Raw genomic sequence first — 11,977 nt, 5'->3', positions numbered from 1 at the left:
GCCGCGCTCGCTTGGAGAAGCCGTATCTCGGGTGGTTCGCGCCCGCGCCGTCAACCCGCGCTTCATTGCCGGCCAGATGCGGCACGGACCGCGCGGCGCTTCGGAATTCGCCGAGACCGTCGACCGTCTCGTCGGTTTCGCCGAGACCACCCATGCCATACCGGGCACGCTGATCGAGGCCGTGCACGACGCCTATCTCGGCGATCCCGAGGTGCGCGCCTTCATCCTGCGCGAAAACCCGGCGGCCGCGAAAATCATCGCCGAGCGTTTCTTGTCGGCGCGGCGGCGCGGTCTCTGGCACCCGCTGCGCAATTCCGTCGACGACGACCTCGCCGCCCTGATCGCCGAAGCCCGCGCGCTGGGGGTGGCGGCATGAACGCCTTCTCCCGACGCGGCGCCTGCCCTGCTTTGTCCGCGCCGATGCAGACCGGCGACGGGCTTCTGGTGCGGCTCAACCCGATGGCTGGAGGACTCTCGCCGAAGTCCTTGATCGGGCTCGGTGAATCCGCCTTGCGGCACGGCAACGGCATCATGGAAGTAACCGCGCGTGGCAGCCTGCAGATCCGCGGCCTGATGCCGGCCAGCGCCCGGCTGCTGGCGGCGGAGATCGACGCGCTCGGCATCGCCGTGCGCACCGGCGTGCCGGTCGAGACCGGACCGCTGGCGGGGCTGGATACGCAGGAGATCGCCGACCCGCGCCCGTTGGCGGAGCGGATTCGGGCAGCAATTGCTGAAGCTGGGCTGGCACAGCGCCTTGGCCCGAAGGTTTCGGTGATCGTCGACGGCGGTGGACAGTTGGCTATGGATGCGGTGACAGCCGATGTGCGGCTGGCAGCAACGCGCACCAATGCGGGAATCAGGTGGCAGGTGTCTGTTGCGGGTGATGGGCAGAATGCGAAGCCGCTCGCGACGGTGGGAGACGATGCGGCCCGCGATATCGCCATCGCGATGCTGAGGATGGTCGCCGAAAAGGGCCGCGATGCCCATGCAAGGGATTTGACGGCTAGGCAGCTGACATCTCTCGCAAGCTGGCATTCCTTCGCGCCCCCCTCTGTCCTGCCGGACATCTCCCCCACGAGGGGGGAGATTGCGCCCCGGTCTCCGCTTTCGCCAATCGCCAAAGATGCTAAGGGGGAGCCGGCGGCGAAGCTGCCAATCTCCCCCCAAGTGGGGGAGATGTCCGGCAGGACAGAGGGCGGCGCCGTGGAGCGCCTTCCTGTGCCGGCTCGCTTCCCCATTGGAATTTTCGATCTGACAGATGGCATCGCCCTCGGCATCGGCCTGCCCTTCGGCAGCATGCCGGCGCAAAAACTCATCGGCCTCATGCAACACGCCCTAACCCTTGACGCGGCCGAAATCCGTCTGGCGCCACACCGCGCGCTGCTTTTCCTCGGCCTCTCCCCGACCGCCTGCCGCTCGCTCCAGCAGGCCGCCGCCACCCTCGGCTTCGTCACCGACGCAGCCGATCCGCGCACCAGGATCGTCGCTTGCCCCGGTGCGCCGGCCTGCGCCTCCGGCCGGATCGCCACGCGCGACATCGCCGAGACCATCGCCGCAGAAAACCGCGACCTCCTCGATGCCTCCGTCACCCTGCACATTTCCGGCTGCGCCAAGGGCTGTGCCCATCCCGGCCCGGCGGCGCTGACACTGGTCGGCGGCGAAAACGAGGCCGGACTTGTCGTGGACGGGACGGCGAAGGCCCTTCCCGCCGGATACAGGCCAGGCTATGACGCCGCGCGCGGCGTTGGCCGCATTGCCGCAGCGATCCGCGAGGCACGATTTCGAGGCGAGACCACCGCCGCCTGCCTGACAAGGCTTGGCGCGGCCGGTGTCACCGAACTCTACCGACAGGAATGAACATGCCCGCCCCCTACGACTACATCCATGACGGCACGGCGATCTATGAGCGCTCCTTCGCCATCATTCGCGCCGAGGCCGACCTGTCGCGCTTTTCCAATGCCGAAGCCGATGTCGCCATCCGCATGATTCATGCCTGCGGCCAGGTCGAGGCCGCGCAGAACTTTGTTTTTTCGCAAGCTTTTGTTGCCGCCGCCCGCGCGGCACTGGCGGCCGGCGCGCCGATCTTCTGCGATGCCGAGATGGTCTCACATGGTGTCACGCGCGCCCGGTTGCCGGCCGGCAACGAGGTGATCTGCACGCTGCGCGACCCACGGACGTCCGACATAGCGAAAAAGATCGACAACACCCGTTCGGCCGCAGCCATCGACCTCTGGGGCGAGCGTATGGCCGGTTCGGTCGTCGCCATCGGCAATGCGCCGACCGCACTTTTCTATCTGCTGGAGAAACTGCGCGACGGTGCGCCCAAACCGGCTGTTATCATCGGCATGCCGGTCGGTTTCGTCGGTGCTGCCGAATCGAAGGACGCGCTGGCCGAGAATTCCTATGGCGTGCCCTACGCCATCGTGCGCGGCAGGCTGGGCGGCAGCGCCATGACCGCCGCAGCAATCAACGCATTGGCGAGGCCGGGCCTGTGAACGCGATTGTAAAAGGCCGGCTTGTCGGCGTCGGCACCGGTCCCGGCGACCCCGAGCTGCTGACGCTCAAGGCCGTGCGCGCGCTGGCCGAGGCCGACGTGGTGGCGCATTTCGCCAAGCGCGGCAACAACAGCAACGCGCGCGCCATCGTCGGCGCCCATTTTCGTCCTGATTTGATCGAGTTGCCGCTGCTCTATCCCGTGACCACCGAAATCGACAAGGATCACAGCGATTACCGGTCGCAGATAGCGAATTTCTACGAAGAGTCCGCTGAAAAGATCGCCGAGCATCTCAGCGCCGGCAGGATGGTCGCGGTGCTCTCGGAAGGCGACCCGCTGTTCTACGGCTCCTACATGCACCTGCATGTCAGGCTGGCGCACCGCTTTCCAACAGAGGTCATTCCCGGCGTCACTGCCATGTCCGGCTGCTGGTCGGCCACCGGAACGCCGATCGTCCAGGGCGACGATGTATTGACCGTGCTGCCGGGCACGATGAGCGAATTCGAGCTGACCCGCCGCCTCGCCGACACCGATGCTGCCGTCATCATGAAGGTTGGCCGCAACCTGCGCAAGATCAGGCGCGCGCTGGAGGCGACCGACAAGCTGGCGCGTGCCGTCTATGTCGAGCGCGGCACCATGCCGGGCGGCGTTTCGATGCGGCTGGCCGACAAGCAGGACGACAACGCGCCCTACTTCGCCATCGTGCTGGTCGCCGGCTGGTCAGGCCGGGCCGCCGCATTGGGAGCCGAAACATGAGCGGCCGCCTGACCGTTATCGGCCTTGGGCCCGGCAATGCCGACCAGGTGACGCCGGAAGCGAGCCGCGCCGTCGCCGAGGCAAGATTCTTCTTCGGCTACAAACCGTATCTCGACCGGCTCTACCTGCGCCCGGACCAGACCCGCGTCGCCTCCGACAATCGCGAGGAGCTGTCCCGCGCCAAGGACGCGCTGGCAATGGCTGCGCAGGGCCACAATGTCGCCGTTGTCTCGGGCGGCGACCCCGGCGTCTTTGCCATGGCGGCAGCCGTCTGCGAGGCGATCGAGGCCGGCCCGGCCGAATGGCGTGCCGTTGACGTTTCGATGCTGCCCGGCATCACCGCAATGCTCGCGGTCGCGGCCCGCATCGGCGCGCCGCTCGGCCATGATTTCTGCGCCATCTCGTTGTCAGACAATCTAAAACCATGGGATCTCATCGAATTGCGGCTGCTGGCTGCGGCCGGCGCCGGCTTCGTCATCGCGCTCTACAATCCGATCAGCAAGGCGCGCCCCTGGCAGCTTGGCCGCGCCTTCGAATGCCTGACTGCGATCCTGCCGGGCACCACACCGGTCGTCTTCGGCCGTGCCGCCGGCCGTCCCGACGAGCGCATCGAGATTTTTCTGCTGGCGGACGCCGATTCAGAAAAGGCCGACATGGCGACCTGCATCATCATCGGCTCGCCGGAAACCAGGATCATCAAGCGCGGCGAAAGACCGGCGCTGGTCTACACGCCGCGTTCGGCGGCGGGCCCAAGAAAATGATCGACCATCGCGGCAAGGGCTTCGACGGTTTCAGCCGACGCAACGTCCGGCAGCGTCGGCCTGCGGATCATGACCACCTCGACGCCGAGCGCCCGCGCTGCGGCGATCTTGCCGTAGGTCGCCTCGCCGCCGCTGTTCTTGGACACGACGACATCGATGCGGTGTTCCAGAAGCAGTGCACGTTCGTCGGCTTCCCGGAACGGCCCGCGCGCCAGGAGATAGGTCGCGTCGGGCACAGCGAGCCTTGGCTCGACCGGATCGACGCTGCGGATCAGATAATGATGCTGGGGCGCCGCCGCGAAGGCGGCGACCTCCTGCCGGCCAAGCGCCAGGAAAACGCGGCGTGGCGCAGCGGCCAGCGCCGTCACCGCGCTGGCAACGCTGTCGACCAGCGTCCAGCGGTCGCCTTCGGCAGGCTCCCAGCCCGGGCGCCTGAGCGCAACGATCGGCACGCCGGCCTCTCGCGCCGCTGCCGCGGCATTGGCCGAGATTTGCGCCGCATAGGGATGCGTGGCGTCGACCAGCAGCTCGATGCGGGTCTCGCGGAGGTAGGCAGCCAGCCCGTCGGCGCCGCCGAAACCGCCCACCCTCGTCGGCACACCTTGCGCGACGGGATTTTCGGTGCGGCCGGCCAGCGACAGCGTGAGCGAGACATCGGCGCGCGCGGCCAGCTTTCCCGCCAGTTGCCGGGCTTCGGTGGTTCCGCCGAGGATCAGAATGCGGTGGGTCATCATGCCTGCTGAGGGTCCGCGCGGCGCCAAGCTCAACTCAAGATGGCTCACAATCGTCGGCATCGGCGAGGACGGTGTAGCGGGTCTCGGCGACGAGGCCAAGCAGCTGATCGCCGAGGCCGAATTCGTCTTCGGCGGCACGCGGCACCTTGCGCTCGTCGTGTCGCTCGCCAAAGGCGAAGCCCGTGCCTGGCCGACCCCTTTCGATGCCGAGATGCGCGACGTGCTGGCGCTTTCCGGCAGACGCGTCTGCGTGCTGGCGTCGGGCGATCCGTTCTTCCATGGCGTCGGCGTCACCCTTGCTCGCAAAATTCCTCCCCAGGAGATGCAGGTGATCCCCGCCACTTCTGCCTTCTCGCTGGCCGCCGCCCGCCTCGGCTGGGCGCTGCAGGATATCGAGACCATTTCGCTGCACGGCCGCCCGCTCGACCTGATCCGGCCGGTGCTGCATCCGGGCAGCCGCATCCTTGCGCTGACCTCGGACGGCGATGCGCCGGCGGCGATTGCGCGCCTGCTGACCGAGCTCGGCTTCGGTGCCTCGCAACTGACGTCACTTGAGGCGCTGGGCGGCCCGAACGAAAGGTTGTGCTTGGCGCGCGCGGACGCCTTCGACATCGAAAAGATCAATCCGCTCAACGTTCTGGCGGTCGAAGTTGACTCAACTTCGGAAGCACGCATCCTGCCGCTGACATCGGGCCTTGCCGATCACTTGTTCGAGCATGACGGCCAGCTCACCAAGCGCGAGGTGCGCGCCATCACCCTGTCGGCCCTCGCCCCCAGGCGCGGCGAGTTGCTGTGGGACATCGGCGCCGGCTCCGGCTCGATCGGCATCGAGTGGATGCTCGCCCATCCCACGATGCGCGCTATTGCCATCGAGGCCGATCCAACCCGTGCCGCCCGCATCCGCCGCAACGGTTCCGCCTGCGGCGTGCCCGGTCTTGCCGTCGTCGAGGGTTCGGCGCCGCAGGCGCTCGCCGGATTGGAGACGCCGGACGCGATCTTCATCGGCGGCGGCGGCAGCGATACCGGCGTGCTGGATACTGCCCTCGAGGCCCTACGTGCTGGCGGCCGGCTGGTTGCCAATGCGGTGACGCTGGAGATGGAGGCGCTGCTTCTCGCCCGCCACGCGTCGCTCGGCGGCGATCTCACCCGCATCGCACTATCCCGCGCTTCGCCGGTTGGCTCGATGCAGGCCTGGCGGCCGGCCATGCCGGTCAGCCAATGGAGCTGGGTCAAGCCATGATGGTCGCGGGCATCGGCAGTCGCAAGGGCGTCAGCGCAAGGGATGTGCTTGCAGCCATAGAAACCGCTCTGGAAGCACATGGGCTGGCGATGACGGCGCTTTCGGCGCTCGCCACCGCTTCTCAGAAGCAGGACGAGCAGGCAATCTTCTCTGCGGGGCGCGAACTCGCTCTTCCAGTGATCGTTGTCGAGGACGCTGCGCTCGAGGCCGCGTCGCCGCGCGCAATGAGCCGCTCGAGCCTGTCGCAGGAACATGCCGGCACGCCGTCGGTTTCCGAAGCCTCGGCGCTTGCCGCCGCCGGAAAAGGCGCAAAACTGCTCGGGCCGCGCATCGTGCTCGGCCCGGTCACCTGCGCCATCGCCATCAGCGGAGATGCGGCATGACCGTTCACTTCATCGGCGCCGGTCCCGGCGCGGCCGACCTCATCACCTTGCGTGGCAGCCGGCTGCTGGCAAGCTGCCCGGTCTGCCTCTATGCCGGCTCGATCGTCGCCCCGGAACTGTTGCAGCACTGCGCGCCCGGCACGAAGCTGATCGACACCGCGCCGATGTCGCTCGACGAGATCGAAGCGGAGTACCTGGCGGCCCACCAGGCCGGCCACGATGTCTCCCGCCTGCATTCCGGCGACCTGTCGGTGTGGAGCGCTGTCGCCGAGCAGATCCGCCGGCTGGAGAAGCACGGCATCGCCTATACGCTGACGCCGGGCGTGCCCTCCTTCGCGGCTGCCGCGGCAGCGCTGCGCCGCGAACTGACCATTCCCGAAGTCGCGCAAAGCCTGGTGCTGACCCGCATCTCCGGCCGCGCGTCCAAAATGCCGCCCGGCGAGACGCTGGCCGGCTTCGGCCGCACCGGCGCGACGCTCGCCATCCACCTTGCCATCCACGCCATCGACAGGATCGTCGCCGAGCTGACGCCTTTCTATGGCGCCGAGTGCCCGGTAGCGATCGTCTTCCGTGCCTCCTGGCCGGACGAGCGCGTGCTGACCGGCACGCTGGCGACGATCGAGGCGCAACTGGCCGCCGATCCGATGGAGCGCACGGCCATCATCTTTGTCGGCCGTTCGCTGGCGGCGGAAGGCTTTGGCGAGAGCTCACTTTACGACGCCCACTACCAGCGGCGTTTTCGCGGACGGGACGGACTGTGAACGACGGCACAGGAAACAGCGGTGGAAATACCACGATCGAACAGGCTTTGGCCCGGCTGAACTTCAAGCCGCGCCAGCTTGAGCCGGGCCATGTCTGGCTGGCCGGCGCCGGCCCCGGCGATCCCGGCTGCCTGACGCTGGAAGTGCTGGCCGCGCTTGGGCAGTGCGATGCCCTCGTCTACGACGCGCTGGTCTCTCCCGAAATCGTCGCCGTCGCCGCGGGCGCCGAGCTGTTTTACGCCGGCAAGCGCGGCGGCCAGCCGTCGATGAAGCAGGACGACATCACCGCTTTGCTGGTGCGGCTGGCGCGAGAAGGCCGCCTCGTCGTCAGGCTGAAAGGCGGCGACCCCTATATTTTCGGCCGCGGCGGCGAAGAGGCGCTGGCGCTGGCGCGCGAAAACATCCCGTTCCGCGTCCTCTCCGGCCTGACTTCGGGCCTCGGCGCGCTTGCCGGAGCCGACATCCCGGCCACCATGCGCGGCATCAACAAGGCGGTGATCCTGGCCACCGGCCACGCCGCCGGTACCGACGACGACCTCGACTGGGCGGCAATCGCCCGCACCGGTCAGCCGGTCGTCGTCTATATGGGCATGGCCAATCTGCCGCTGATATCAGCCTCGCTGCTTGGCGGCGGCCTGCCGCCTTCCACGCCTGCTGCAGTGATCGTCGCCGCGACGACGCCGCAGGAGCGCATCGTCGTCGCCACCCTCGCCACCATTGCCGAGGAGGCGGCCGCCGCCGGGTTGACCGCGCCGGCGCTGATCGTCGTCGGCGGCATCGTCGCGATGCGCGCGGCATTGGCGGGCGAGCCATGACCCGCGCGATCATCATCGGCGCGCCGCGCTCAGGCTCGGGCAAGACCAGCGTCACCATCGGTATCTTGCGCGCGCTTGCCAGGCGCGGCCTCAAGGTGCGCGGCGCCAAATCCGGCCCCGATTATATCGACCCAGGTTTCCACACCGCCGCGACAGGCCTTTCCGGCGTCAATCTCGACAGCTGGGCGATGCCGCCTGCTTTGCTCAACGCGCTGGCCGGCGACGCAACTGAAGATGCCGATTTCATCTTCCTGGAAAGCGCCATGGGCCTGTTCGACGGGATTCCGGCTGCTCCGGGCCGCACCGGCTCGGCCGCCGATCTCGCCCGGCTCTACGGCCTGCCGGTGCTGCTGGTGCTCGACGTTTCCGGACAGTCGACGACCGCGGCAGCCGTCGCCAAGGGGTTTGCCAGCTATGACACTGATGTGCGCATGGCCGGCGTCGTGCTCAACCGGCTGGGCAGCGAACGCCACCGCCGTCTCTGCAGCGACGCCATCGAGGCGATCGGCCTGCCGGTGGTCGGCGCGATCCTGCGCGATCCATCGCTCAACCTGCCGGAGCGCCATCTCGGCCTCGTCCAGGCCGGCGAATACGAGAATCTGATGGCGCATCTCGACCGGCTGGCCGACATGGTCGAACGCTCGCTCGATCTCGACGCCATCATGGCGCTGGCGGCGCCCTTCGCACCCGCTACCGGCAGTTACGGCGACGCGCTGCCACCGCCCGGCCAGCGCATCGCACTGGCAGAGGATGCCGCCTTCACCTTCCTCTATCCGCATGTCGCCGCGCATTGGCGCAAGGCAGGGGCTGAAATCATCCGCTTCTCGCCGCTTGCCGACGAAGCGCCCGGCGAAAATTGCGATGTCTGCTGGCTGCCCGGCGGCTATCCCGAGCTTCACGCCGGCCGCCTTGCGGCGGCTGCGAATTTCAGGGCCGGCATCGAGGCGTTTGCGGCAACACGGCCGGTGCATGGCGAGTGCGGCGGCTTCATGGTGCTCGGCAAAGGGCTGGAGGACGCATCGGGCGAGACGCACGCCATGCTCGGCCTGCTCGGCCACTCGACCAGCTTTGCCAAGCGAAAGATGAACCTCGGCTACCGCGAGGCGCGGCTGCGCGCCGATTGCCCGCTGGGAGACCGAGGCGCGCTGATCCGCGGCCACGAATTCCACTACGCGCAGATGACTGCCACCGGCAGTGACGAACCGTTGGCCGACCTCGCTGACGGCCAAGGCAATCAGCTCGGCGCCTCCGGTTACCGGCGCGGCCTTGTCAGCGGCACGTTCTTCCATGCCATTGCGAGAGGCTAGAGCATGATCCCGAACCGGAGGTCCGCACCAGCCAAAAGTGGGAACCGATTTTCGGAATAGATCATGCTCAAACTCGAGGACATGCCCCCTTCGCTTCGCCAAGCGCTCGAAGACATCGCGCTCTGCGTCGTCTTCTTCACCCGGCTGCCGCTGCCGGTCGTCGATTTTCGGGACCGCAGCCTTGCTGCCGCGATGTGGGCGGCGCCGGTCGCCGGCCTTGCCGTCGCGCTGATCGGCGGCTTGGTCTACGCGGTCGGGACCTGGCTCGGTCTTGCCGCCGGCCCGGCAGCAGCACTGACCTTGGCCGCAACCTTGCTCGCCACCGGCTGCATGCATGAGGACGGGCTTTCGGATGTCGCCGACGGCTTTGGCGGCGGCAGGACACGCGAGAAAAAACTGGAGATCATGCGCGACAGCCGCATCGGCGCCTATGGCGCCTGCGCGCTCGCCCTGTCGCTGCTGATCCGCTGGAGCGTGCTTTCGGAATTCGCCGGCCCGGCCCAGATGTTCTGGGCTCTGATTGCCGCGCATGCCGCCTCGCGCGGCTTGTTCGGCGCTTTCATGCATCTGTTGCCGGCGGCTCGCAGCGACGGCCTCTCGGCCGATGCAGGCCCCGTGTCGGCCGAAACCGCCATTGCCGGCGCCGTGCTCGGCGCCGTCGCGCTGCTGGCGCTAGGCTTCGGTGGCGCGGTCGCCGCCCTCATCCTGCTCGGCCTTTTGTTTGCCGCCTTTCGCGAGCTGTGCCGCAACCAGATCGGCGGCCAGACCGGCGATACGGTCGGCGCGCTGCAGCAGCTTGGCGAGATCGCAATCCTGCTCGTCGCTTCCGTTTGGCTTTCCTGACTCTGTTTCGGAGATTTTTCCCCCATGCCTTTCAAATCACTCGATGAGTTGCGCGCGGCCTGCCTCGATCTGCCTGCCGGCAGCGAGGCCGCGGCAAATGCTGTCGCCCGCCGCCAGGACACGCTGACCAAGCCGCAAGGCAGCCTTGGCCGATTGGAATCCATAGCCGCATGGCTGGCCCGCTGGCAGGGCCGCGACATGCCGCAGCTCGATCGCGTAAAAGTCCTGGTCTTTGCCGGCAACCACGGCGTCACCGCACAGGGCGTGTCGGCCTTCCCGTCGGAAGTCACCGTGCAGATGGTGGCGAATTTTTCTGACGGCGGCGCCGCCATCAACCAGCTCGCCCGCATCGCCGGCGCCGAGCTCCACGTCATTCCGCTCGACCTCGATTATCCGACCCGCGATTTCACCCAAGGGCCGGCAATGGACGGCGAGGCCTTCCTCGCCGCCGTCTCGGCCGGCTACGGCGCGGTGACGAAGGACCTCGACCTCGTCTGTTTCGGCGAAATGGGCATCGGCAACACCACGCCGGCGGCGGCCATTTCGGCCGCCTTGTTCGGCGGCGGCGCGGAAAAATGGACCGGACGCGGCACCGGCGTCGACGATGCCGGCCTGGTGCGCAAGATCACCGCCATCGAGGCCGGCCTCAAGCGCCACGCCGAGGACCTTGCCGACCCGCTGATGGTCGCGGCAACACTTGGCGGGCGCGAACTCGCCGCCATCCTTGGCGCGACGCTGGCGGCGCGCCATTCAGGCGTGCCGGTGCTGCTCGACGGCTTCGTCTGCACCGCCGCCGCCGCACCGCTGGCGAGATTGGACCCCGCCGGCCTCGCCCACACGCTTGCCGCCCATGTCTCGGCCGAATCCGGCCATCGCCGGCTGCTCGAGGCGCTCGGCCTGCCGCCGCTGCTCGACCTCGGCATGCGGCTCGGCGAAGGCTCCGGCGCCTGCCTCGCCGTCAACATCGTCCGCTCCGCGCTCGAATGCCATGCCCGCATGGCAAGCTTTGCCGAGGCCGGTGTTTCGGAGAAGTAAATCCCGTCAACTTGGAAACAAGTCTCGACCGATTCCTCGATGGATCACGGCGGCCCTGGGGAACCTGGCCGGCCCGAGCACGTTGTGGCCGGTCAGCCCGGGTTACGCATGCAACAGCTTCTCCAGGAATTCGGCCATCCGACATACGTCCCGTTTCCCGTTATTGCGGCGAGGCTTCTGTTGGCAACGATCTTCGGTGCGGCGATCGGGTTCGAACGCGAATGGCGAAATCGGCCTGCCGGGCTTCGCACCCATACCCTGGTCTGCGTGGCAGCGGCTACCTTCGGTATTCTGACGATTGAAATCATTCACGCGCCGATGTTTCAGCAGGATTCCGTAAGGGTCGATCCGATTCGTGTTGTCGAAGCGGTTACCGCTGGCGTCGCGTTCCTTGCTGCCGGATCGATCTTGTTTTCGAAAGGCGAGATCCACGGGCTGACGACCGGTGCAGGCATGTGGCTGTCTGGGGCAATTGGCGTCGCCTGCGGGCTCGGTCTGTGGCAAGTGGCGGCACTCGGCACGCTATTGGTGCTTGTCGTGGCAGGCCTTCTCTACAGTTTTGCCGCCAGGTCCGGTATTGGCGAGAACACCGGACCAGGAAAGCCCAAGTCGGAGGAAGACGTGTCCAAGCCGCCCAAAGGCTGAGGCTGCAACTGGGACCGAACGCGAATTGGAAACCAACCGTCAGGATTGGAACCGCTATGTTCGCCACAGCGAAAAAGCAATTAATATCAACCGGTTAAATGGTGGGTGCGACAGGGATCGAACCTGTGACCCGCTGATTAAGAGTCAGCTGCTCTACCAACTGAGCTACGCACCCACTCGCCGGTAAAACCAGCGTCGGCGGG

Annotated in this window: 14 protein-coding genes and 1 tRNA gene; 13 read left to right on the top strand and 2 right to left on the bottom strand. The window is 67.4% G+C overall.

What is annotated here, in order from left to right; translation table 11 throughout:
• From AC0L15_RS11415 to AC0L15_RS11395, 5 genes are all read left to right on the top strand, one after another.
• On the top strand, positions 1-376 hold a 376-nt coding region (locus AC0L15_RS11415; RefSeq protein WP_473496352.1), incomplete at its 5' end, for a cobaltochelatase subunit CobN.
• Positions 373-1,857: a precorrin-3B synthase gene (gene cobG, locus AC0L15_RS11410; protein WP_287247335.1), complete on the top strand. Its 1,485-nt coding sequence runs from the start codon at positions 373-375 to the stop codon at positions 1,855-1,857. The genes AC0L15_RS11415 and cobG, both read left to right, overlap by 4 nt.
• A complete protein-coding gene (locus tag AC0L15_RS11405; RefSeq protein WP_419693713.1) occupies positions 1,854-2,495 on the top strand; it encodes a precorrin-8X methylmutase in 642 nt (213 codons plus the stop codon). The genes cobG and AC0L15_RS11405 overlap by 4 nt, the downstream gene beginning before the upstream one ends.
• The gene (locus AC0L15_RS11400) at positions 2,492-3,250 is read left to right on the top strand and encodes a precorrin-2 C(20)-methyltransferase (RefSeq protein WP_287247337.1); all 759 of its coding nucleotides are present in this window, start codon (positions 2,492-2,494) and stop codon (positions 3,248-3,250) included. The genes AC0L15_RS11405 and AC0L15_RS11400 overlap by 4 nt, the downstream gene beginning before the upstream one ends.
• Entirely contained in the window at positions 3,247-4,011 is a 765-nt protein-coding gene (locus AC0L15_RS11395; protein ID WP_287247338.1) for a precorrin-3B C(17)-methyltransferase, read from the top strand. The genes AC0L15_RS11400 and AC0L15_RS11395 overlap by 4 nt, the downstream gene beginning before the upstream one ends.
• Here the strand turns inward: AC0L15_RS11395 and AC0L15_RS11390 are convergent.
• Positions 3,975-4,742 (bottom strand): cobalt-precorrin-6A reductase, encoded by a 768-nt coding sequence (locus tag AC0L15_RS11390; protein ID WP_473496351.1) that lies wholly within the window; start codon positions 4,740-4,742, stop codon positions 3,975-3,977. The two genes, AC0L15_RS11395 and AC0L15_RS11390, sit on opposite strands and share 37 nt — an antisense overlap.
• A 1-nt stretch (position 4,743) precedes the next feature.
• Here AC0L15_RS11390 and cbiE point away from each other — a divergent pair, with 1 nt between their 5' ends.
• The 8 genes from cbiE (at position 4,744) to AC0L15_RS11350 (ending at position 11,774) form a co-directional block, all read left to right on the top strand.
• Positions 4,744-5,985: a precorrin-6y C5,15-methyltransferase (decarboxylating) subunit CbiE gene (cbiE, locus tag AC0L15_RS11385; protein WP_473496350.1), complete on the top strand. Its 1,242-nt coding sequence runs from the start codon at positions 4,744-4,746 to the stop codon at positions 5,983-5,985.
• Complete coding sequence (locus tag AC0L15_RS11380; RefSeq protein ID WP_287247340.1) at positions 5,982-6,368, top strand: cobalamin biosynthesis protein; 387 nt, start codon at positions 5,982-5,984, stop codon at positions 6,366-6,368. The genes cbiE and AC0L15_RS11380 overlap by 4 nt, the downstream gene beginning before the upstream one ends.
• A complete protein-coding gene (cobM, locus tag AC0L15_RS11375) occupies positions 6,365-7,129 on the top strand; it encodes a precorrin-4 C(11)-methyltransferase (protein WP_287247341.1) in 765 nt (254 codons plus the stop codon). Before AC0L15_RS11380 ends, cobM begins: the two co-directional genes overlap by 4 nt.
• Positions 7,126-7,944, top strand: coding sequence for a uroporphyrinogen-III C-methyltransferase (cobA, locus tag AC0L15_RS11370; RefSeq protein ID WP_287247342.1), 819 nt, complete (start codon positions 7,126-7,128; stop codon positions 7,942-7,944). Before cobM ends, cobA begins: the two co-directional genes overlap by 4 nt.
• The gene (locus tag AC0L15_RS11365) at positions 7,941-9,251 is read left to right on the top strand and encodes a cobyrinate a,c-diamide synthase (protein WP_287247343.1); all 1,311 of its coding nucleotides are present in this window, start codon (positions 7,941-7,943) and stop codon (positions 9,249-9,251) included. Before cobA ends, AC0L15_RS11365 begins: the two co-directional genes overlap by 4 nt.
• Positions 9,252-9,314: 63 nt before the next feature.
• The gene (cobS, locus tag AC0L15_RS11360; RefSeq protein ID WP_287247344.1) at positions 9,315-10,094 is read left to right on the top strand and encodes an adenosylcobinamide-GDP ribazoletransferase; all 780 of its coding nucleotides are present in this window, start codon (positions 9,315-9,317) and stop codon (positions 10,092-10,094) included.
• 24 nt (positions 10,095-10,118) lie between these two features.
• Entirely contained in the window at positions 10,119-11,129 is a 1,011-nt protein-coding gene (gene cobT / locus AC0L15_RS11355; RefSeq protein ID WP_473496349.1) for a nicotinate-nucleotide--dimethylbenzimidazole phosphoribosyltransferase, read from the top strand.
• A gap of 108 nt (positions 11,130-11,237) precedes the next feature.
• The gene (locus AC0L15_RS11350) at positions 11,238-11,774 is read left to right on the top strand and encodes an MgtC/SapB family protein (RefSeq protein ID WP_128180766.1); all 537 of its coding nucleotides are present in this window, start codon (positions 11,238-11,240) and stop codon (positions 11,772-11,774) included.
• A gap of 99 nt (positions 11,775-11,873) precedes the next feature.
• Here AC0L15_RS11350 and AC0L15_RS11345 read toward each other — a convergent pair.
• Positions 11,874-11,949: transfer RNA gene (locus AC0L15_RS11345), tRNA-Lys, on the bottom strand.
• Between the last annotated feature and the right edge of the window lie 28 nt (positions 11,950-11,977).

The organism is Mesorhizobium sp. WSM4846 (assembly GCF_055811415.1).
The sequence above is the reverse complement of the archived record's forward strand: the minus strand, read 5'-3'. Positions and strand labels throughout refer to the sequence as shown.

Bases quoted from the DNA above. Each gene is read 5' to 3' on its own strand.
- AC0L15_RS11350 (WP_128180766.1), top strand. From the start codon at position 11,238: ATGCAACAGCTTCTCCAGGAATTCGGCCATCCGACATACGTCCCGTTT.
- cbiE (WP_473496350.1), top strand. From the start codon at position 4,744: ATGCCTGCTGAGGGTCCGCGCGGCGCCAAGCTCAACTCAAGATGGCTC.
- AC0L15_RS11390 (WP_473496351.1), bottom strand. From the start codon at position 4,742: ATGACCCACCGCATTCTGATCCTCGGCGGAACCACCGAAGCCCGGCAA.
- cobM (WP_287247341.1), top strand. From the start codon at position 6,365: ATGACCGTTCACTTCATCGGCGCCGGTCCCGGCGCGGCCGACCTCATC.
- AC0L15_RS11405 (WP_419693713.1), top strand. From the start codon at position 1,854: ATGAACATGCCCGCCCCCTACGACTACATCCATGACGGCACGGCGATC.
- cobG (WP_287247335.1), top strand. From the start codon at position 373: ATGAACGCCTTCTCCCGACGCGGCGCCTGCCCTGCTTTGTCCGCGCCG.
- AC0L15_RS11395 (WP_287247338.1), top strand. From the start codon at position 3,247: ATGAGCGGCCGCCTGACCGTTATCGGCCTTGGGCCCGGCAATGCCGAC.
- AC0L15_RS11365 (WP_287247343.1), top strand. From the start codon at position 7,941: ATGACCCGCGCGATCATCATCGGCGCGCCGCGCTCAGGCTCGGGCAAG.
- AC0L15_RS11380 (WP_287247340.1), top strand. From the start codon at position 5,982: ATGATGGTCGCGGGCATCGGCAGTCGCAAGGGCGTCAGCGCAAGGGAT.
- cobS (WP_287247344.1), top strand. From the start codon at position 9,315: ATGCTCAAACTCGAGGACATGCCCCCTTCGCTTCGCCAAGCGCTCGAA.
- cobT (WP_473496349.1), top strand. From the start codon at position 10,119: ATGCCTTTCAAATCACTCGATGAGTTGCGCGCGGCCTGCCTCGATCTG.